Source organism: Streptomyces sp. NPDC056628 (assembly GCF_042792555.1).
Lineage (GTDB): Bacteria > Actinomycetota > Actinomycetes > Streptomycetales > Streptomycetaceae > Streptomyces.
In genome coordinates this window covers 93185-113664 of the sequence record NZ_JBHTWG010000017.1, presented here as the reverse complement: position 1 = coordinate 113664, position 20480 = coordinate 93185, and the positions used below count along the sequence as shown (strand labels likewise).

Genomic DNA, 20480 nt, shown 5'->3' with positions numbered 1-20480 from the left:
CCGCTGGCCGCGGGGGCCCGCCCGGGCCGCCGGGACGCCCGGCGGCCCCGCGGTTTGGTGTGACACCCCGGGGGGGGGCGCGGGGCCCCGCCGCCCCCGGCGCCCCCCTCGCACGGGTCAGGAGACCGCGCTGCGCAGTCCCTGGAGGTCGATGTGCTCGGTCTCGTCGTGGGCCGTCAGGTCGATGACCTGGCCGATGCCGCGGGACCGCTCGTCGGCGGGCTTGAACTCCGCCTCGGCCTCGGCCTTGTGCAGGGCGAGCGCCTCCTCGCCGACCACGTCTGCCAGGTCCTCGTTCTGCACGGACTCCAGCGCGGCGGGCCCGGTCTGCTTCTGGGTGCCGAAGAAGTCGAAGCCGCCCTCGACGGCGGGACGCCGCGCGGGTGTCGCGGGGACGACGGCCACCGCGGTCGGCTCTATGAAGTGGCCCGAGGGCCGGCGGGCCGGCGGCAGCGTGGGCTGGACCGGGGCGGACGCGCCGGCCTGGGTGGTGGCGGCCGCGCGCTCGTGCCCGTCGGCCGCCCCGGACTTCCCCTGCGGGTCGTCCTCCGGCGCGCGCTCCGTCTCGGAAGCCGCGGTGCGCGCCGTCTCGGGCGCGCCCGCGCCGGCCTTCACGGCCCTCCGGCCGGAGGGACCCTGCGGCGGGACGTGCTGCGGGGGCTCGTCCTTCGGGGAGCCGCCGGCCGGCGTCGCGTCGGCGTCCTTGGCTGCGGCGGTGTCCTGAGGGGCGACGGCGTGGGGGGCGGAGTCGTCCGCCGGTTCCCCGGCGGCCTCCGCGTCCTCGTCCGCGCTCTCCTCGGCCTTGCCGTCCCGCGCGTCCTTGTCGTCCTCGTCGAACCGCGACAGGGCCGCCTTGGCCCGCAGAAACAGACGGGAGCCCTCGGGGGAGAAGACCGCCGGGGCCTCCTCGCCGGACTCCGTGTCCTCGGCCGCCGCGGCCTCGTCCGGTTCCACGGCTCCGGCCCGGTCCAGCGCCTGAGCGTCCGCCGGCGCCTCGGCCGCGGCGCTGTCCTCGCCGGCCGGTGCGGCCACGGCCCCGTCGGCGGGGGCCGCGCCCGGCGGCAGAGCGCGCGCGGGCGTTGTCGCCTCTATCTCTAGGACCCGGCGCTCCTCCAGGACACTCGCCCGCTCGGTCTCCGCGGTGGCGTAGCGGCGCAGCAGGGCCGCGTGCTCGTTGCGCAGCTTCGCGAGCTCGGCCCGCTTGGCGCGCAGCCGCTGCTCCAGCTTCTGGCGCAGTTCGCGGGACTCGTCGAGGTCGGTCTCCAGTTCGGCGACCCGTTCCTCGTGCCGCCACTCGTCGCTCGCCCGCGCGCGCGTGAGGTCGGCGACCTGTTTGCCCGCCTGGGCGTCCCAGCGGCGCATGACGACCGCGCCGACGACCGCGGTGACCGCGGCGGCCGCGGCCAGGCCGCGCAGCACGACGGGTTCGGTGAACACCCAGGGTGCCAGTGCCCAGACGACGGACACGCCTGCGATCGCCGACGGGGGCAGCACCCTGTGCAGGGGCGGGGAATGACGGTGACGTCCACGTGGCATGGCCAGAAACTTACCGCGCGTAGGCGATTCTTGGAGCCCCGCCCCGTAAAAAGACGGCCATCCCGCGCCGTTCACACGGCATCAGGAATCACATTCACCGCCGAATTGACCAAGAATCAAGATCGGAGCGGTGCTTCGGCCCTTCCCGGGGTACCCAGCCGCTCGCCCATCCACTCCAGCGTCGCCGGAATCTCGCGCCGCCAGGTGTTGAAGTTGTGCCCGCCGCTTTCGAGGATGATCGAGGAGATCCGCGTCCGCTTCGTCGCTTTCACTCGCTCGATGAACTTCCGTGTGTCCTTGTAGTTCGATTCGCCGGCCTTGCTGCTGCTGACGAGGAGCGAGGTGTCCGGGGCGGGCAGGTGCTCCAGGCACCACCGCAGGTCGGCGCGGTCGCGCAGGGCCCGGTCGCCGTGGAAGAGGTCACCGGTCGTCGCGTCGACGGGCGCCTTGTAGTAGGCGGAGAGCCCGGCCCCCGCGCCGAACACCGCGGGGTGGTGCAGGGCGAGCTTCAACGCGCAGTATCCGCCGGTGGAATCACCGATCACCCCCCAGCCGCCGGGCTGTCCGCCCACCCGGTAGTGGCCGCCGACGGCGTCGGGCAGATCCTCGGCGAAGAAGCTCTCGGTCTGCGGCCCGCCGGGGATGTCCACGCATTCCGTGTCCCGGGGCGGCGCCACGGTCGGGCGCATCATCACCAGCACCATCGGAGGCATACGGCCCTGATCGGCGAGCCGCGCCGCCGTCCGCGGATAGTCGAGCTTGTCCACCAGCGCCCGGGCCGTCCCCGGATAGCCGGTCAGGACGACGGCCGCGGGAAACGCCCGGGTGCGAAATCCCGGCCGGAAATACTCCGGTGGCAGATAGACGTACGCGGGCGTGGCGATACGGGTCGTACGGCCCACGATCTCGACCTTCTGGACCTGTCCGCTCACCGCCGGGTCCCGGCTCGCCGACCCCGGCACCCGCCGCGTCTCCACGACGCGCAGCGGACCGCCCGGCGGGGTGTGGTCGACCACCACCCCCATGCGCTTCTCCTGCCCGAACAGGTCGGCCCAGTCGGCGTAGAACCCGAAAGCCTGGTTCGCGGTGAGACCGACCGACGCGAACAGCGCCAGCTGTGTGCCCAGCAGCAGCCCGACCCGCCCCGCCACGGCCCGTACGCTCCGCCGTGCCAGCCGTGGCCACAGCCACACCGTGCCGGCGAACAGCCCCACGGCCGTCAGGACCGCCAGCGCCAGCACCTTGTCGCTCGTGAGACCCATCGATGGTTACCCGTCCGCGCTTTCCTTGGCCTTTGAAAACGGTTTAGGGAAGCCGAGTGAACCTCTTCCCCCACGACACCGTCCTAGAGGGCGCAATGTCGCCGGATGCCCGAATAGGCACCGGATCCAAATCTCTCGCGGAACTCATGGGATGCGATGTCTGTCAGGACAGATGTGGAAATGTCGGGCGGGGTTCCGCAACGGGCGAGCCGGATACGGCATCTGTCGGACCGGCTGCGGCCGCTTCTGCTGGGCCCGCGCCCCGAGTCCGCCCCCCTCCTGGTCGGACGGGCCTGCGCCCTGGTCGGCCTGCTGAACGTCGCCGCGGGCGTCTTCCCACGCTTCCGGCACAGCCGGATGCACGCCCTCGCCGAGGTACTGCCCGGCGCCTTCGGCCCGTTCGCGGCCGCGCTGTCGCTCAGCGCCGGTGTGCTCCTGCTGCTGCTCGCCCACGGGCTCAGGCGCGGCAAGCGGCGGGCGTGGCGCGCGGCCGTCGTCCTGCTGCCCGCCGGAGCGATGGCCCAGTTCACCTACCGCCACTCCGTCATCGGCGTCCTCATCTCCGTCTGGCTCCTCGTCACCCTGCTGCGTCACCGCGACCAGTTCGTGGCCCTGCCCGACCCGCGCAGCCGCTGGCGGGCCCTGGCCAACCTGATCCTCATGGGCGCCGGCTCGCTCGCCCTCGGACTCGTCATCGTCAGCGCCCACCCGGGCACGCTCCTCGGTGACCCGAGCCTGGCCGACCGCATCAGCCACGTCCTGTACGGCATGGCCGGCTTCGAGGGTCCCGTCGACTACCAGGGCAGCACCTCCTGGACCGTCGCCTTCTCCCTCGGCGCCCTCGGCTGGATCACCGCCGTCACCACCATCTACCTCGCCTTCCGGCCCGAGCACCCGGCCGCGCGCCTCACCGAGGACGACGAGGCACGCCTGCGCGCCCTGCTCGCCCGGCACGGCGGCCGGGACTCCCTCGGCCACTTCAGCCTGCGCCGCGACAAGGCCGTCGTCTTCTCCCCCAGCGGCAAGGCCGCGGTGACCTACCGCGTCGTCTCCGGCGTCATGCTCGCCAGCGGCGACCCCATCGGCGACGTCGAGGCGTGGCCCGGCGCCATCGAGCGCTTCATGGACGAGGCCAAGGCCCACTCCTGGACCCCGGCCGTCATGGGCTGCTCCGAGACCGGCGCCGAGGTCTGGACCCGCGAGACCGGGCTCGACGCCCTCGAGCTGGGCGACGAGGCGGTGGTGGACGTCCCGGATTTCTCGCTCACCGGCCGCGCGATGCGCAACGTGCGCCAGATGGTCAAGCGCATCGAGCGCGCCGGTTACGAGACCCGGGTACGCCGTGTCCGTGACCTCGGCGACACCGAACTGGAGCGCGTCCGCCGGGCCGCCGAGGACTGGCGCGGCACCGACACCGAGCGCGGCTTCTCCATGGCCCTCGGGCGCGTCGGCGACCCCGCCGACGGCGACTGCCTCATCGCCACCGCCCACAAGAGCGACGCGGAGCCCGGCCCCTACGGCGACCTCAAGGCCGTACTGCACTTCGTGCCCTGGGGCACCGACGGCGTCTCCCTGGACCTGATGCGCCGTGACCGCTCCGCCGACCCCGGCATGAACGAACTGCTGATCGTGGCCGCCCTCCAGGCCGCCCCCAGGTTCGGCATCGCGCGCGTGTCGCTCAACTTCGCCATGTTCCGCTCGGCCCTCGCCCGCGGCGAGAAGATCGGCGCGGGACCCGTCCTGCGGGCCTGGCGCGGCCTGCTCGTCTTCCTCTCGCGCTGGTTCCAGATCGAGTCCCTGTACAAGTTCAACGCCAAGTTCCAGCCCCGCTGGGAGCCCCGCTTCGTCGTCTACCGCGCCTCCGCCGACCTCCCCCGCCTCGGCATCGCCGCCATGCAGGCCGAGGGCTTCGTCAACCTGGCCCTGCCGCGTTTCCTGCGCCGCCGCGGCGCCGCCCCGCGCCCCTGCCCGCACCGCGTCACGGAAGGGGACGTCCGGGCCGCCTGAGGCTCCGACCAGGGCGGGACCGGGCCGCGGCACGTCACCGACCCGGCTTGGGCCTACGCTGAACGTATGAGCAAGCAGAGCGGACGCGGGCGGGTCGCGGGCCTTCCGCAGTGGGGCCGGTGCGCGGTCATGGGAGTCGTCAACGTGACCCCCGACTCCTTCTCCGACGGCGGCCGCTGGTTCGACACCACGTCCGCCGTCAAGCACGGCCTCGCGCTGGTCGAGCAGGGCGCCGACCTCGTCGACGTCGGCGGCGAGTCCACCCGCCCCGGCGCCACCCGGGTCGACGAGGACGAGGAGCTGCGCCGCGTCATCCCCGTCGTCCGCGGCCTCGCCGCCGAGGGCGTCACGATCTCCGTCGACACCATGCGCGCCTCCGTCGCCGAGCGGGCCCTCGCCGCCGGCGCCGCCCTCGTCAACGACGTCAGCGGCGGCCAGGCCGACCCCGCGATGATCCCGGCCGTCGCCGCCGCGGGCGCCCCCTTCGTCGTCATGCACTGGCGCGGCTTCCTCCAGGGCGGGAACGTCAAGGGCGTGTACGCCGACGTCGTCACCGAGGTCGTCGACGAGATCCGCGCGCGCGTGGACGCCGTCCTGGCCGGCGGCATCGCCCCCGACCGCATCGTCGTCGACCCCGGCCTCGGCTTCTCCAAGGACGGCGAGCACGACCTCGTCCTGCTCGCCCACCTCGACCGGCTGCACGCCCTCGGGCACCCGGTCCTGGTCGCCGCCTCCCGCAAGCGGTTCCTCGGCCGCGTCCTCGCCGGCCCGGAGGGCGAGCCGCCGCCCGCCCGGGAACGCGACGCCGCCACCGCCGCCGTCTCGGCGCTCGCCGCGCACGCCGGCGCCTGGGCCGTACGCGTCCACGAGGTGCGCGCCACCGCCGACGCCGTACGCGTCGTGCACGCCATCGAGGAAGCGCGCGGCGGCGCAGCGGGTCGCGAAGGAGCCCGGTGAGCGCCCCCCACACCGACGTCGAGCAGGTGGAAGCCGCCAACACGGCCTTCTACGAGGCGCTGGAGCGCGGCGACTTCGAGACGCTGTCCTCGCTCTGGCTCACCCCGTCCGACCTGGGCGTCGACGAGAGCTACCACGACCCGGCCGACGTCGGCGTGGTCTCCTGCGTGCACCCCGGCTGGCCCGTGCTCACCGGCCGTGGCGAGGTCCTGCGGTCGTACGCGCTGATCATGGCGAACACCGACTACATCCAGTTCTTCCTGACCGACGTGCACACCTCCGTCACCGGTGACACCGCGATCGTCACCTGCACCGAGAACATCCTCAGCGGCGGCCCCGCCCCCGAGGGACACGACGACGAGCTCGGGCCTCTCGTCGGACAGCTCGTCGTCGCCACGAACGTGTACCGGCGCACATCCGACGGCTGGAAGATGTGGACCCACCACGCCTCCCCCGTCCTCGCCGAGACCGACGGGGAAGAGGGCGACGAGACCCCCGGCTGAGTGGGTACGCGGGCCACAGGGACCAAGAGGTGGTTGGAATCACGCGGCCGCGGGTAGGGGCGGCTACCGACCCGTGAGCCGCCGCGGTCCCAGAGGACACACGCCTCGCGCCTTCTGGGGTGACGGATCGGGCCGCGCCCCCGCGGCCCGGCCCTGTCGGTGCCCGCGGGTAGATTCGGTCGAGGCCGGTGTGCCGCCCGCACACGGCACCGACCGGCCGTCACCGACGACTGCAGGAGTGATTCGCGTGGATCGTGTCGCGCTGCGCGGCCTGAAGGCCCGCGGGTACCACGGTGTGTTCCCCGAGGAACGCAGGGAGGGCCAGACCTTCGTCGTGGACCTCGTCCTCGGCCTGGACACCCGGCCCGCCGCCGCCGACGACGACCTGGCGAAGACCGTGCACTACGGCGTCGTGGCGGAGGAGGTCGTGGGCGTCGTCCAGGGCGAACCGGTCAATCTCATCGAGACGCTCGCCGAGCGCGTCGCCCAGGCCTGCCTGAAGCACGAAGGCGTCCGGGAGGTCGAGGTCACCGTCCACAAGCCGGACGCGCCGATCACCGTGCCCTTCGACGACGTGACCGTCACCATCACCCGGAGCCGAGTATGACCGCACCCTTCATCAAGGGCCCCAGCGACCCGACCGTCCAGCCGGTACCCGCCTCCGTCGTCGACAAGGTCGACGCCGCCGACACCACCCTCCACAACCCGAAACGGGCCGTGATCTCCCTCGGGTCCAACCTCGGCAACCGCCTGGAGACCCTGCAGGGCGCCGTGGACGCCCTGGCGGACACACCGGGTCTGCGCGTCAAGGGCGTCTCCCCCGTCTACGAGACGGAGCCCTGGGGTGTCGAGCCCGGCAGCCAGCCGTCGTACTTCAACGCGGTCGTGGTCCTGAAGACCACCCTGCCGCCGTCCTCGCTGCTGGAGCGGGCCCACGCCGTCGAGGAGGCCTTCCACCGCGTCCGGGACGAACGCTGGGGCGCCCGCACCCTCGACGTCGACATCGTCGCCTACGCCGACGTCGTCTCCGACGACCCGGTGCTCACCCTCCCCCACCCGCGCGCCCACGAGCGGGCGTTCGTCCTCGCGCCCTGGCTCGACCTGGACCCGGAGGCCCTGCTGCCCGGCCACGGCGCGGTCGCCGACCTGCTCGGCACCCTCACCCGCCGCGGCGTCGTCCCCCGCCAGGACCTGGAACTCCGGCTGCCCGAGTAGTCGTTAAGGTCAAGAGCCGGCCCACACTCCGTGGGGCCCCGGGGGGAGCTGAAGGGACACCGTGAGAGAGCTGCGCATCAGGATGCTGGTCGGCGTGTTCGTAGTGGCCGGAGTCCTGTCCTGGGCGGGCGCCCGCCTGTGGAACTCGGTGGGGACCCTGCCCAGCGTCCCCCTGGCCGCCCCCATCGTGCTGACGATCATCGCCGTGATCCTGCTGTCCACGGCGCTGTCCATCCGCTCCCGCCTCAAGGCGCAGCGCGAGCGTGACCCCGAGGCCAAGGGCGTCGACCCCCTGATGGCCGCCCGCGCCGTCGTCTTCGGCCAGGCCAGCGCCCTGGTGGCCGCCCTGGTCGCCGGCATGTACGGCGGCACGGGCGTCTTCCTGCTGGAGCTCCTGGACATCCCCGCCCGCCGCGACCAGGCCATCTACGCCGGCTTCTCGGTGGTGGCCGCCGTCGGCGTCGTCGCGGCCGCCCTGTTCCTGGAGCGCGTCTGCAAGCTCCCGGAGGACGAAGACGACCACAACGGCACGGGGGCGGCCCCGACCACCTAGCGCCGGCTCAGCGGGCCAGGATGAGGCTCATCGCCTCGGCGCGGGTCGTGGCGTCGCGGAGCTGACCGCGCACCGCCGACGTCGTGGTCTTGGCGCCGGGCTTGCGGATGCCGCGCACCGACATGCACATGTGCTCGGCCTCGATGACCACGATCACGCCCCGGGCCTCCAGGATCCGCATCAGGGAGTCGGCGATCTGCGTGGTGAGACGTTCCTGCACCTGCAGCCGGCGGGCGAACACCTCGACCAGCCGGGCGAGCTTCGACAGGCCGGTGATCTTGCCGCTCTCCGCCGGGATGTAGCCCACGTGCGCCACGCCGTGGAACGGCAGCATGTGGTGCTCACAGAGGCTGACGATCTCGATGTCCTTCACGAGCACCATCTCGTCGTGCCCGAGGTCGAAGGTCGTCGTCAGCACGTCCTCGGGGTCCTGACGCAGCCCCGCCAGCAGCTCCCGGTACGCCCGTGCCACCCGCGCCGGCGTCTCCTTCAGGCCCTCGCGGTCCGGGTCCTCGCCCACCGCGATCAGCAGCTCCCGTATGGCGGCCTCGGCGCGCTTCTCGTCGAACTCGCCTATGCGGCCTTCGCCGTCCAGCGTCACCGGGTCGGTCATCTGCTGCCTCGTTCCTTCGCGGGTGGCGCGTATGGGTCACGCGTCTGAACTGCGGTCATACGGAAATACCGCGCCCCCCAGGCTAGAACCCTGGGGGACACGGCATCCATTCCGGTCCCGGTCATCGACCGGGTGGGAGCGTCAGCTCTCGGGGCGCTCCTCGGGGGCCGGCTCGGCCGCGGGGGCGGGGTCCGTCACCGTCGACTTGGCGGTGCTGATCGCCGGGGTCGTGCCGTTGGCGCCGTTCGTCAGTGCGAGCTCCTTGGGGGAGAGCACCGGCGGACGGGTGGACGGGGTGCGGCGGGAGGAGCCGGTCCAGGCCGGCCGCGGGGGACGCTTGACGATGGGAGCGAAGATCTCGGCGATCTGCTCCTTGTTCAGCGTCTCCTTCTCCAGCAGGGCCAGGACGAGGTTGTCGAGGACGTCGCGGTTCTCCACCAGGATTTCCCAGGCTTCGTTGTGCGCGTTCTCGATGAGCTTCTTGACTTCCTCGTCCACCAGGGCGGCGACCTCTTCCGAGTAGTCGCGCTGGTGAGCCATCTCACGCCCGAGGAACGGCTCGGTGTTGTCGCCGCCGAACTTGATGGCGCCGAGACGCTCGGTCATGCCGTACTGCGTGACCATCGCGCGAGCCGTGGCCGTGGCCTTCTCGATGTCGTTCGCGGCGCCCGTGGTCGGGTCGTGGAAGACCAGTTCCTCGGCCGCGCGGCCGCCCAGCATGTAGGCCAGCTGGTCCAGCATCTCGTTGCGGGTGGTCGAGTACTTGTCCTCGTCCGGGAGCACCATCGTGTAACCGAGGGCACGGCCTCTCGACAGGATCGTGATCTTGTGGACCGGGTCGGAGTTCGGGGAGGCCGCCGCGACCAGGGCGTGTCCGCCCTCGTGGTACGCGGTGATCTTCTTCTCCTTGTCCGACATGATCCGGGTCCGCTTCTGCGGGCCCGCCACGACGCGGTCGATGGCCTCGTCCAGCATGTGGTTGTCGATGAGCTTCTTGTCGGAGCGGGCCGTGAGCAGGGCGGCCTCGTTGAGGACGTTGCTCAGGTCGGCACCGGTGAAGCCCGGCGTACGGCGGGCGACCGCCGACAGGTCGACGTCCGGGGCGACCGGCTTGCCCTTCTGGTGGACCTTCAGGATCTCCAGACGGCCCTGCATGTCGGGGCGGTCGACGGCGATCTGCCGGTCGAAGCGGCCCGGGCGCAGGAGGGCCGGGTCGAGGATGTCGGGCCGGTTCGTGGCGGCGATGAGGATCACACCGCCCTTGACGTCGAAGCCGTCCATCTCGACGAGCAGCTGGTTCAGCGTCTGCTCGCGCTCGTCGTGCCCGCCGCCGAGGCCGGCGCCGCGGTGGCGGCCGACCGCGTCGATCTCGTCGACGAAGACGATCGCCGGGGCGTTCGCCTTGGCCTGCTCGAACAGGTCACGGACCCGGGAGGCACCGACACCGACGAACATCTCGACGAAGTCGGAACCGGAGATCGAGTAGAAGGGCACGCCCGCCTCGCCGGCGACGGCGCGCGCGAGGAGCGTCTTACCGGTGCCGGGAGGGCCGTAGAGCAGGACGCCCTTGGGGATCTTCGCGCCGACGGCCTGGAACTTGGCGGGCTCCTGGAGGAACTCCTTGATCTCCTGGAGCTCCTCGACGGCCTCGTCCGAGCCGGCGACGTCCGAGAACGTCGTCTTCGGGGTGTCCTTGGTGATGAGCTTCGCCTTCGACTTCCCGAAGTTCATGACCCGGGAGCCGCCGCCCTGCATCTGATTCATCAGGAACAGGAAGACGACGACGATGAGGACGAAGGGAAGCAGGGACAGCAGGATGCCGACGAACGGGTTCTGCTTGGACGGCGACACCGTGTAGCCGTCGGGGATCTGCTTCTGCTGGTACTTGTTCTGCAGGGTGTTGGCGATGCCCACGCCCTGGTCGCCGATGTAGCTGGCCTGGATCTTGGTGGATCCCTCGACCTTCACACCGTCTTTGAGCTGGACCTTGATGTTCTGCTCGTCGCCAGTGGTGATCTTGGCCGACTCGACCTTGTTCTCATTGATCGCCTGGACGACCTGGCCGGTGTCCACCGTCTTGTAGCCGCCGGACGAGCCGACGACCTGCATCAACACGACCACGGCAAGGACGGCCAGCACGATCCACATGACCGGCCCACGGAAGTATCGCTTCACGTCCATCCATACGGAGCGGTGCCGCCCCGTCCCTCCTGCCATAGTGAGTTTGATAAGACAGTTCTTCTGACGGTACCCCAGCTTCGACGCCCGTAGCCGCACGGGACGGCCGTCAAGCCCGTCTGCTTGCTCCAACGGCGCGATGCCCGCTGGGGTTCCCGATCTTCCTACGGAGCGGGGTCAGCCGCCGTAGACGTGGGGCGCGAGGGTACCGACGAACGGGAGGTTGCGGTACTTCTCGGCGTAGTCGAGGCCGTAGCCCACGACGAACTCGTTGGGGATGTCGAAGCCGACCCACTCGACGTCGATGGCCACCTTGGCCGCGTCGGGCTTGCGCAGCAGCGTGCACACCTTGAGGCTCGCGGGCTCGCGGGAGCCGAGGTTGGACAGCAGCCACGACAGGGTCAGGCCGGAGTCGATGATGTCCTCGACGATCAGGACGTGCCGGCCCTTGATGTCGGTGTCGAGGTCCTTGAGGATCCGCACGACCCCGGAGGACTGGGTGCCGGCGCCGTACGAGGAGACGGCCATCCAGTCCATGGTGACGGGGGTGGACAGCGCCCTGGCGAGGTCGGCCATGACCATCACCGCGCCCTTGAGCACACCGACGATGAGCAGGTCCTTGCCCGCGTACTCAGCGTCGATCTTCGCGGCCAGCTCTGCCAGCTTCGCGTCGATCTCTTCCTTGGTGATGAGCACCTTCTTGAGGTCGGCACCCATGTCTTTCGCGTCCACCCGCATCACTTTCGGTAGGTCGTCCCGCTTCTGCACGGCCCTACGGCTGACGTCCCCCGCGGGAGTCCGGGGCCTTCCGGGTCCGGAGGCCCGGTCTCTCCCTGGGGGGTCTTTTTTTCAGCCTTGCCGAATCACCAGTCTGCCACCCTGGCGGCGGGCGACGACTTTGCCGGGGAGGTTGATGGCCCCCTGGCCGCGCCAGCCGGTGATCAGGCGGTCGACTTCCTCGACGTGCCGGGCGAAGAGCGAACCGGCGGGTGCGCCCGCCTCGATGGCGGCCCGGCGCAGGATCCGGCGGCGCACCGCGGGCGGCAGCGTGTAGAGCTTGGCGCAGTCGAGGAGTCCGGCGGCGTCACGGACGGCGGTCTCGGCCTGGCCGGCCCAGGCGTCGAGGGCGTCGGCGTCGTCGCGGGAGAGCTGGGCGGTGCGGGCGAGGGCTTCGACGACACCTTTGCCGAGCGCCTTCTCCAGGGCGGGCAGGCCCTCCTGGCGCAGCCGGGAGCGGGTGTAGGCGGGGTCGGAGTTGTGGGGGTCGTCCCAGACGGGCAGGGCCTGGACCATGCAGGCCTTGCGGGCGGTCTGCCGGTCGAGGCCGAGGAAGGGGCGGCGGTAACGGCCGCCGGCCCCCGAGACCGCGGCCATCCCGGACAGGGAGCGGATTCCGGAGCCGCGGGCGAGGCCGAGCAGGACGGTCTCGGCCTGGTCGTCGCGGGTGTGGCCGAGCAGGACGGCGGCGGCGCCGTGGCGTTCGGCCGCGCCGTCGAGGGCGGCGTAGCGGGCGTCGCGGGCGGCGGCTTCGGGCCCACCGCCGCGGCCGACGGTGACGGCGATCGACTCGACCGGGTCGAGGCCGAGTTCGCGCAGGCGCAGGACGACTTCCTCGGCGCGCAGGTCGGAGCCGGGCTGCAGACCGTGGTCGACGGTGATGCCGCCGGCGCGGATGCCGAGTTTGGGGGCCTCGAAGGCGAGGGCGGAGGCGAGGGCCATGGAGTCGGCGCCGCCGGAGCAGGCCACGAGGACGAGCGGGGAGGGGGTTCGCTCGTGCGGGGTGGCGCGCCGGGGCGCGCGCTGGGCCGGGCCGGGGAGGTCGTACGCCGTGTCACGCGCGGTGTCGTGGGCGACCCGCGCGGCGGCGACCGGCGTCACGGCCGGTGCCTGCGGCCGGGGGGCGCGGTTGCCGGGGGCGGGGACGTCGGTGGTTCGGTCGTGTTCGGTGAGGAGGTCGTGGAGTACGCGGCGAACCGCCAGGCGTATCGCCGCGACCGCAGGATGGGGACCCATGTCCGGTTCCCTTCATGAAGTTGTCCGGGGATGTGGCCGAGCTCGGTCACTCAGAGTGTGTAGATGGTGACAGAGGCGGGCCGTTCCCCGAGCATTGCACGCCTACCCATGGCTCACGGTCCCTCGGACGGGTGATTGGAGGGGCGTTCGTCTGCCGTCGGCCGATTTCCGTTCACGCCCGTCGTATGAGATGCGCGGCGAGCCGGGGGTGTCATCCGTCGGCCTTGCGGTGCACGCGGGCGATCCAGTCCGCCGGTGCGGCGATCTCCGCCTTGGTGGGGAGGGTGTTCGGGGACGTCCAGACGCGGTTGAAGCCGTCCACGCCGACCTGGTCGACGACGGCGCGGACGAAGCGCTCGCCGTCGCGGTACTGGCGGAGCTTGGCGTCCAGGCCGAGCAGCTTGCGCAGGGCCGTGTCGAGCCGGGAGGCGCCCTTGGCACGGCGCTGCTGGAACTTCTCGCGGATCTCGGCGACGGACGGGACGACGGCGGGGCCGACGCCGTCCATGACGAAGTCGGCGTGGCCCTCCAGGAGGGACATCACGGCGGTGAGGCGGCCGAGGACCTCCCGCTGGCCGGGGGTCTGGACGAGTTCGACGAAGGAGCGTCCGCCGTCGTCCTCCTCGGCCTCGGACCGGCCGCCGACGAGGGACTGGGCGGCCTCGCGGACGCGTTCCAGGATGGTCATGGGGTCGACGTCGGTCTCGCTGAGGAAAGACTGGATTTCGCCCTCGAGGTGGTCCCGCAGCCAGGGGACGGCGCTGAACTGGGTGCGGTGGGTCTCCTCGTGGAGGCACACCCACAGACGGAAGTCGTGCGGGTGGACGTCGAGTTCGCGTTCGAGGTGGACGATGTTGGGGGCGACGAGCAGCAGCCGGCCGCCGCCGTTCTGCCCGGCGGGGAGGTCACGGGTGGCCGGGGCGAAGGTCTCGTACTGCCCGAGGACGCGGGAGGCCAGGAACGACAGCAGCATCCCGAGCTCGACGCCGGTGACCTTGCCGCCGACGGCGCCGAGGACGGCCTGGCCGGTGCCTGTGCCGCGGCGCTCCTGCATCTTCTCCAGCAGGGGCTTGAGGATCTCGCGGAACCCGGCGACGTTGGCCCGGATCCAGCCGGGCCGGTCGACCACGAGGACCGGGGTGTCGTGGACCTCCTCGGTGCCCATGCGGGTGAACCCGCGGACGTGTTCCTCGGAGGACTTCGCGTGCCGGCGCAGTTCCGCCACGACGGCCCTGGCCTCGTCGCGGCTCACCTCGGGGCCCGGCCTTACGAACCGGGTCGCGGTCGCCACCGCGAGGTTCCAGTCGACCATCTGAGAAGAAGCAGCACCACCGATGCTCGTCATGCGTCAACCGTACGTGAGCCTTCCCGGTCGGGGCAGGGCGTGCGAGCGGACCGCCCCCGGGCCGGTGCCCACGGGACCGTCACCGGCACCCGCAGGCGGCGAGGGCCGTGGCGGCCCGGTCGAGGGCGGTCTGGGCCGCGTCCCGGTCGCTGGTGTCGGAGGCGAGGAACGCGAAGGCGAGCAGGCGTCCGTCCTGGTCGACGACGGTGCCGGCCAGGGTGTTGACGCCGGTGAGGGTGCCGGTCTTGGCGCGGACGACGCCCGCGGCGCCGTCGGTGTAGCGGGTGGTGAGGGTGCCCGTGAAGCCCGCGACGGGCAGGCCGGTGAGGGCGGGGCGCAGTTCGGGGCGGGCGGGGTCGGCGGCGTGGGCGAGCAGGGCGGTGAGGAGGTCGGCGGTGAGGGCGTCGCGCCGGTCGAGGCCGCTGCCGTCCATGAACGTGGCGCCGGAGACGGGCAGTCCGAGCTTGCCGAGCCGGGCCTCGATGGCCTTGCCGGCGCCCGCGAAGTCGGGACGTTCGCCGCTCGCGAGGGCGGTGTGGCGGGCCAGGGCCTCGGCGATGTCGTTGTCGCTGTTGGTCAGCATGCGTTCGACCAGGGCGGTGAGCGGGGGCGAGGTGACCCGGGCGAGGGACTCGGCGCGGTTGGTGGCCTTGGAGGGGCCGGGCGCACTGGTGCGCACACCGTGGTCGGCGAGGAGGTCGGCGAAGCGTTTCGCCGCGTCCCCGGCGGGGTCGTCGCTGCGGTCCGCGGTGCCGCTGCTCGAGTCGTCGAGGCGGCCCTCGTCGGCCATCAGGGCGCTGACGGGGGCGAGGTTGGTGTTCTTGCCGATGGGGTGGCGTGCGGGTCCGGCGTAGAGCGTCGTGTCGTAGGACAGGGTGACCTTGCGCAGGCCGCGCTTCTTCAGGGCGTCGGCGGTCTTCGCGGCGAGGTCGCGCAGCCCGGCCCAGCCGCCGGTCTTCTCGCGGGCGGTGAGGGTGGGGTCGCCGCCGCCGACGAGGACCAGTTCCCTCGTGTCGGGTTCCAGGGCGGTGCGGGTGGTGAGGCGGTGGTCGGGGCCCATCGCGGTGAGGGCGGCGACGGCGGTGGCGATCTTGGTGGTGGAGGCGGGGGTGAGGGCCTCGGAAGCGCCGTCGCCGTAGAGGCGCCGGCCGGTGGCCACGTCCACGACGGCGGCGCCGGTGCGGCGGCCGAGCTCGGGGGCGTCCAGGAGGGGACCGAGGACGGTGGCGAGCGCCTTGCCGTCGGGGACGGACCCGGCGTGGCCGGTGCCGGCGCCCAGGGCGGTGAGCACGGCGCCCGCGCTGGGTGCGGGGCGCGGGCCCCTGGCCCGCGCGCCGGAGGGGTCGGCGTCCCGGCCGTGATCTGTGCCACCCGTGCGCTCCTGGGCGGCCGCCCGGTCCCGCTCGGCCGTACGCTGACCGGTGGAGTCCCAGGGGCCCGCGGCGGTCACCACCGTGGCGGCCAGCGCCAGTCCGGCGGTGGCGGCGCCGGCGGTGTACTGCCAGGTCTTCGGCCTCGTGGCGCGTGCGAGACGTGGCCGCAGGGCGTCCGCGGCCCGCGTCAGTCGCGGTCCCACGGCGTTCGCGAGCCGCGTCACCCGCGGTCTCGCGGCTCGCCAAGGTCTCAGCTCTGGCACGACCACCAGCCCCTTTCGCGATCACACACCTGCGTGAGGGACACTTAATCACCAGAACTATGTGTTGATCATGGAGGAGCCACCGGTGGAGTTCGACGTCACGATCGAGATTCCGAAGGGTTCGCGGAACAAGTACGAGGTGGACCACGAGACCGGTCGTATCCGCCTGGACCGTCGACTCTTCACTTCGACCGCCTACCCGACCGACTACGGCTTCGTCGAGAACACCCTCGGCGAGGACGGCGACCCGCTGGACGCGCTCGTCATCCTGGACGAGCCGACCTTCCCGGGCTGCCTCATCAAGTGCCGCGCGATCGGCATGTTCCGGATGACGGACGAGGCCGGCGGCGACGACAAGCTGCTGTGTGTCCCGGCCACCGACCCGCGCGTGGAGCACCTGCGCGACATCCACCACGTGTCGGAGTTCGACCGCCTGGAGATCCAGCACTTCTTCGAGGTCTACAAGGACCTGGAGCCGGGCAAGTCCGTCGAGGGAGCCGACTGGGTGGGCCGTACCGAGGCCGAGGCCGAGATCGAGCGTTCCTACAAGCGCTTCGAGGACCAGGGCGGCCACTGAGCCGTCCCCTGCCGTTCCACGGACGGGCCGCACGCCGGGCGTGCGGCCCGTCCGTGCGTCTGTGCGCATGTGCGCATACTGAATACGGCGGAAGGTGTCGTTCAAGGAGAGTTGCGTAGGTGACGGACGCGGAGGACCGCAAGCCGCATTCGGACGAGGCGAGGATGGCGTTCACGCCACCCGCCGGGGTGGAGGTGGCAGACAGCGAGTCGGAGACCACGTCGGAGTTCGCGCTCCCCAAGGGTCTCGACGCCCCCCAGCTGCCTCCCCAGGAGCGGGAGGGCTCGGCCTTCAGCAGGCCGAGAGGGTACGCCGCCGAGGACACCCTCCCCGGGTTCACGCCGCCGGGCGGCATCCCGCAGGTCAGCCTCACCAAGGACGTGCCCTGGCAGGACCGGATGCGCACGATGCTGCGGATGCCGGTGGCCGAGCGGCCGGCGCCGGAGCGGACCCCGAAGACGGAGGAGGAGGGTCCGGCCGTCCCGCGCGTGCTCGACCTGACCCTGCGTATCGGTGAGCTGCTGCTGGCGGGCGGCGAGGGCGCCGAGGACGTGGAGGCCGCGATGTTCGCGGTCTGCCGGTCCTACGGCCTCGACCGCTGCGAGCCGAGCGTGACCTTCACCCTGCTGTCGATCTCGTACCAGCCGTCGCTGGTGGACGACCCGGTGTCGGCGTCGCGCACGGTGCGCCGGCGCGGCACCGACTACACACGGCTGGCGGCCGTGTACCAGCTGGTCGACGACCTCAGCGACCCCGAGAGCCACATCTCCCTGGAGGAGGCCTACCGGCGGCTCGCGGAGATCCGGCGCAACCGGCACCCGTACCCGACCTGGGTCCTGACGACGGCCAGCGGGCTGCTCGCGGGCGCGGCGTCCGTGCTGGTCGGCGGCGGGCTGCTGGTGTTCGTCGCGGCGGCCGTCGGCGCGATGCTCGGCGACCGGCTGGCGTGGCTGGCCGCGGGGCGAGGGCTGCCGGAGTTCTACCAGTTCACGCTCGCGGCGATGCCGCCGGCCGCGGTCGGGGTCGCGCTGACGCTGTCGCACGCCGATGTGAAGGCGTCCGCGGTGATCACCGGTGGGCTGTTCGCGCTGCTGCCCGGGCGGGCGCTGGTGGCGGGCGTGCAGGACGGGCTGACCGGCTTCTACATCACCGCGGCGGCGCGGCTGCTGGAGGTCATGTACTTCTTCGTCGGCATCGTGGTCGGCGTGCTGGTGGTCCTGTACTTCGGGGTGAACCTGGGCGCCAGCCTCAACCCGGACGCGGCGCTGCTCGTCTCCGAGCGACCGTACTGGCAGATCGCCGCGTCGATGCTGCTGTCGCTGACCTTCGCGGTGCTGCTCCAGCAGGAGCGGTCCACTGTGCTCGCCGTGACCCTCAACGGGGGTGTCGCCTGGGTGGTGTACGGGGCGATGTACTACGCGGGCGATCTGTCGCCGGTCGCCTCGACGGCGGTCGCCGCCGGCCTGGTCGGTCTGTTCGGGCAGCTGATGGCCCGCTACCGCTTCGCGTCCGCGCTGCCGTACACGACGGCCGCGATCGGGCCGCTGCTGCCCGGTTCGGCCACGTACTTCGGGCTGCTGTCGATCGCGCAGAACAAGGTGGACGCGGGGCTGGTCTCGCTGGCCACGGCGGCCTCGCTGGCCATGGCCATCGCGATCGGCGTGAACCTCGGGTCCGAGATCTCCCGGCTCTTCCTGCGGATCAGCTCGCCGGAGAAGCGCCGCTCCGCCAAGCGGACGCGCGGCTTCTGAAACGGCGACGGACGCCCTCCGAGGAGGGCGTCCGTGGCGAGCGGGCCGGTCGGCGGCCTCAGTAGCCCTGGTCCGGCGGGTACTGCTGGTTCTGCCGGCCGTAGCCCTGCGGGTGCTGCTGGGCGTACGGCTGCTGGGGCTGCTGCTGCGGGTGCTGCTGGCCGTGATACCGCTGGTCGTAGCCCTGGTCGTCGTAGCTCTGCTGCCGGCCGTGGTCCTGCTGTCCGCCCTGGTCCTGCTGCTGCCCGTAGCCGTACGGCCGGTGACCGCCCTGGCCGCCGTACGGCTGCTGGGGCTGGTCGTGGGACGGGATGCGGCGCAGCTGCGTCGTCGCGTCGTCCATCGGCTGGTACTGCTGGTCGTACTGCCCGTCCTGGGCCGCCGGGGCCTGGGCTGCGGCGCGCTTCTTCTTGCCGCGCTCGCGCAGGTACTCGATGAGGATCGGGACCACGGAGACGAGGACGATCAGGACCAGGATCGCCTCGACGTTGCTCTTGATGAACGGGATCTGGCCGAGCCAGTAGCCCGCGAGGGTGACACCGGTGCCCCAGGCGACGCCGCCGATGACGTTGTACGTGAGGAAGGTGCGGTACTTCATCCGGCCGGCGCCCGCCACGATGGGGGCGAAGGTCCGCACGATCGGCACGAAGCGCGCCAGCACGATGGCCTTGGGGCCGTACTTCTCCATGAACTCGTGCGCCTTGTCCAGGTTCTCCTGTTTGAAGAGCTTGGAGTTGGGGCGGCTGAAGAGCCTCGGGCCGAAGAACTTGCCGATCATGTAGCCGACCTGGTCGCCGATGACGGCGGCCAGCACGATGAGCGTGCAGACCAGCCACAGGGGCTGGCTGATGTAGTTGCCCTCGGCGACGAACAGACCCGCCGTGAAGAGCAGGGAGTCCCCGGGCAGGAACGCGAAGAGGCCGGACTCCGCGAAGACGATCAGCAGGATGCCGGGGAGGCTGAACGTCTCGATGAGGTAGTCCGGGCTGAGCCACTCGGGGCCGAGCGCAAGCGTGGTCACGGGATTGTGGCTCCTGGGGGGAAGGGGCGGGCATCGGTCACGAGCGGGTCAAAAATATCAACGTGCGACCGGTGTCCCAGGTTCCATGGACCCGTTCAGGATGCACTGTGCCACCCCGGCGACCAAGCTGTGGGGCATGGGCATCGAAGAGTACGGCGGCGGGCAGGGGCCGCGCCCCGACGTTCTTGTCGTGACCACGAACGACGTTCCCGGGCACCGCGTGACGGAGGTCATCGGGGAGGTCTTCGGACTGACCGTACGCTCCCGGCACGTCGGCAGCCAGATCGGGGCCGGGCTGAAGTCGCTGGTCGGCGGGGAGTTGAAGGGCCTCACCAAGACGTTGGTGGAGACCCGCCACCAGGCCATGGAGCGTCTCGTGGAGCAGGCACGCGCGCGGGGCGCCAACGGAGTGCTGGCCTTCCGCTTCGACGTGACGGAGGCGGCCGACGTGGGCACCGAGGTGTGCGCCTACGGGACCGCGGTGGTGCTGGCCCGCGAGCAGTAGCGGGCCAGCACCAGGACCTCAGGCGGAGTGCCGGTCCGCGTTGGCGAGAATGGCGTCGTGCAGGTGCCGGGCGAAGCCGGGCCGCATGGTGTCGTAGAACGCGGTGAAGCGTGCGTCGGAGACGTACATCTCGGCGAGGCACCGGTGCATCGGGTGGCCGCACTCGTAGTACCAGGCGCCGATGTGCCGGCGGTGCTCCTCGGCCAGGTCCATGGCGGCCTGCCCGGTGGCGGGCTCGCCGGCGTCCATCAGGGCGATGTAGCGCTCGCTCCACTCGGCCGCCTCCGCCTGGATCCGCTTCCAGTCCTCCTTGGTGTAGGTCGCGGCGCGGCGCTGCGACTCGGCATACGCCTCGGTGTCGCCCCAGCGCCGCTGGGTCTCTTCGGCGTACTGCTCCGGGTCGTTCTCGCCGAAGACCTCGAAGCGCTCCTCGGGCGTGAGGTTGATTCCCATCGTGCGTGCCTCCATGGCGTGTTCCACTGCCGCCGCCATCTTCTGCAGCTTCTCGATCCGGGCGGTCAGCAGCTCGTGCTGCCGGCGCAGGTGCTCGCGCGGGTCCGCGTCCGGGTCGTCGAGCAGGGCGGCGACCTCGTCGAGGGGGAAGCCGAGCTCGCGGTAGAACAGGATCTGCTGCAGCCGGTCGAGGTCGGCGTCGCTGTAGCGGCGGTGGCCCGCGTGGCTGCGCTCGCTGGGCACGAGCAGGCCGATGTCGTCGTAGTGGTGCAGGGTGCGCACCGTCACTCCGGCGAACCCGGCGACCTGTCCCACGGAGTAGCCCACTTCCGCTCCCTTCCCGGTACGTGCTCCA

The 20480-nt window shown here is 71.8% G+C and carries 19 protein-coding genes; 9 read left to right on the top strand and 10 right to left on the bottom strand.

Annotated elements, in window-relative coordinates; genetic code table 11:
• Positions 1–117: 117 nt before the first annotated feature.
• A complete protein-coding gene (locus ACFRAC_RS21575) occupies positions 118–1536 on the bottom strand; it encodes a hypothetical protein (protein WP_382925907.1) in 1419 nt (472 codons plus the stop codon).
• 116 nt (positions 1537–1652) lie between these two features.
• Entirely contained in the window at positions 1653–2798 is a 1146-nt protein-coding gene (locus tag ACFRAC_RS21570; protein ID WP_382925904.1) for an alpha/beta hydrolase, read from the bottom strand.
• A 180-nt stretch (positions 2799–2978) separates the two neighbouring features.
• Between ACFRAC_RS21570 and ACFRAC_RS21565 the strand changes: the two genes are divergently transcribed.
• The 6 genes from ACFRAC_RS21565 to ACFRAC_RS21540 all read left to right on the top strand — a co-directional run bounded on the left by ACFRAC_RS21565 (position 2979) and on the right by ACFRAC_RS21540 (position 8033).
• Positions 2979–4805: a phosphatidylglycerol lysyltransferase domain-containing protein gene (locus ACFRAC_RS21565; RefSeq protein ID WP_382925902.1), complete on the top strand. Its 1827-nt coding sequence runs from the start codon at positions 2979–2981 to the stop codon at positions 4803–4805.
• 66 nt (positions 4806–4871) lie between these two features.
• The gene (gene folP / locus ACFRAC_RS21560; RefSeq protein WP_382925899.1) at positions 4872–5762 is read left to right on the top strand and encodes a dihydropteroate synthase; all 891 of its coding nucleotides are present in this window, start codon (positions 4872–4874) and stop codon (positions 5760–5762) included.
• On the top strand, positions 5759–6265 hold the full coding sequence (locus tag ACFRAC_RS21555) for a nuclear transport factor 2 family protein (protein WP_382925897.1): 507 nt from the start codon (positions 5759–5761) through the stop codon (positions 6263–6265). The genes folP and ACFRAC_RS21555 overlap by 4 nt, the downstream gene beginning before the upstream one ends.
• Before the next feature lie 247 nt (positions 6266–6512).
• Positions 6513–6872: a dihydroneopterin aldolase gene (gene folB / locus ACFRAC_RS21550; protein WP_382925895.1), complete on the top strand. Its 360-nt coding sequence runs from the start codon at positions 6513–6515 to the stop codon at positions 6870–6872.
• Entirely contained in the window at positions 6869–7480 is a 612-nt protein-coding gene (folK, locus tag ACFRAC_RS21545; protein WP_382925892.1) for a 2-amino-4-hydroxy-6-hydroxymethyldihydropteridine diphosphokinase, read from the top strand. Before folB ends, folK begins: the two co-directional genes overlap by 4 nt.
• 61 nt (positions 7481–7541) lie before the next feature.
• Positions 7542–8033, top strand: coding sequence for a DUF3180 domain-containing protein (locus ACFRAC_RS21540; protein WP_382925890.1), 492 nt, complete (start codon positions 7542–7544; stop codon positions 8031–8033).
• A gap of 7 nt (positions 8034–8040) precedes the next feature.
• Here the strand turns inward: ACFRAC_RS21540 and folE are convergent, their stop codons facing one another.
• From folE to dacB, 6 genes are all read right to left on the bottom strand, one after another.
• The gene (folE, locus tag ACFRAC_RS21535) at positions 8041–8646 is read right to left on the bottom strand and encodes a GTP cyclohydrolase I FolE (protein WP_382925886.1); all 606 of its coding nucleotides are present in this window, start codon (positions 8644–8646) and stop codon (positions 8041–8043) included.
• Between the two features lie 141 nt (positions 8647–8787).
• Entirely contained in the window at positions 8788–10827 is a 2040-nt protein-coding gene (gene ftsH / locus ACFRAC_RS21530) for an ATP-dependent zinc metalloprotease FtsH (protein WP_382925883.1), read from the bottom strand.
• Between the two features lie 174 nt (positions 10828–11001).
• Positions 11002–11562, bottom strand: coding sequence for a hypoxanthine phosphoribosyltransferase (hpt, locus tag ACFRAC_RS21525; protein WP_361345778.1), 561 nt, complete (start codon positions 11560–11562; stop codon positions 11002–11004).
• Between the two features lie 111 nt (positions 11563–11673).
• A complete protein-coding gene (gene tilS, locus ACFRAC_RS21520; RefSeq protein WP_382925880.1) occupies positions 11674–12837 on the bottom strand; it encodes a tRNA lysidine(34) synthetase TilS in 1164 nt (387 codons plus the stop codon).
• A gap of 211 nt (positions 12838–13048) precedes the next feature.
• Entirely contained in the window at positions 13049–14182 is a 1134-nt protein-coding gene (locus tag ACFRAC_RS21515; protein ID WP_382925877.1) for a zinc-dependent metalloprotease, read from the bottom strand.
• A 79-nt stretch (positions 14183–14261) separates the two neighbouring features.
• Positions 14262–15824, bottom strand: coding sequence for a D-alanyl-D-alanine carboxypeptidase/D-alanyl-D-alanine-endopeptidase (gene dacB / locus ACFRAC_RS21510; RefSeq protein WP_382925875.1), 1563 nt, complete (start codon positions 15822–15824; stop codon positions 14262–14264).
• A gap of 79 nt (positions 15825–15903) precedes the next feature.
• Between dacB and ACFRAC_RS21505 the strand changes: the two genes are divergently transcribed.
• Together ACFRAC_RS21505 and ACFRAC_RS21500 are read left to right on the top strand one after the other, a co-directional pair.
• On the top strand, positions 15904–16395 hold the full coding sequence (locus ACFRAC_RS21505; protein WP_250402346.1) for an inorganic diphosphatase: 492 nt from the start codon (positions 15904–15906) through the stop codon (positions 16393–16395).
• A 119-nt stretch (positions 16396–16514) separates the two neighbouring features.
• Positions 16515–18146 carry a threonine/serine exporter ThrE family protein gene (locus ACFRAC_RS21500; protein WP_382925872.1) on the top strand — a complete coding sequence of 544 codons (1632 nt, stop codon included), beginning with the start codon at positions 16515–16517 and terminating at the stop codon, positions 18144–18146.
• Positions 18147–18204: 58 nt separating this feature from the next.
• On the opposite strand, the gene ACFRAC_RS21495 is transcribed toward ACFRAC_RS21500, so the two are convergent.
• A complete protein-coding gene (locus tag ACFRAC_RS21495) occupies positions 18205–19167 on the bottom strand; it encodes a DedA family protein (protein ID WP_382925870.1) in 963 nt (320 codons plus the stop codon).
• A 136-nt stretch (positions 19168–19303) separates the two neighbouring features.
• Between ACFRAC_RS21495 and ACFRAC_RS21490 the strand changes: the two genes are divergently transcribed.
• A complete protein-coding gene (locus ACFRAC_RS21490) occupies positions 19304–19672 on the top strand; it encodes a YbjQ family protein (protein WP_382925986.1) in 369 nt (122 codons plus the stop codon).
• 18 nt (positions 19673–19690) lie between these two features.
• Here ACFRAC_RS21490 and ACFRAC_RS21485 read toward each other — a convergent pair whose 3' ends face one another.
• Positions 19691–20452: a MerR family transcriptional regulator gene (locus ACFRAC_RS21485; RefSeq protein WP_382925867.1), complete on the bottom strand. Its 762-nt coding sequence runs from the start codon at positions 20450–20452 to the stop codon at positions 19691–19693.
• Positions 20453–20480 lie beyond the last annotated feature (28 nt).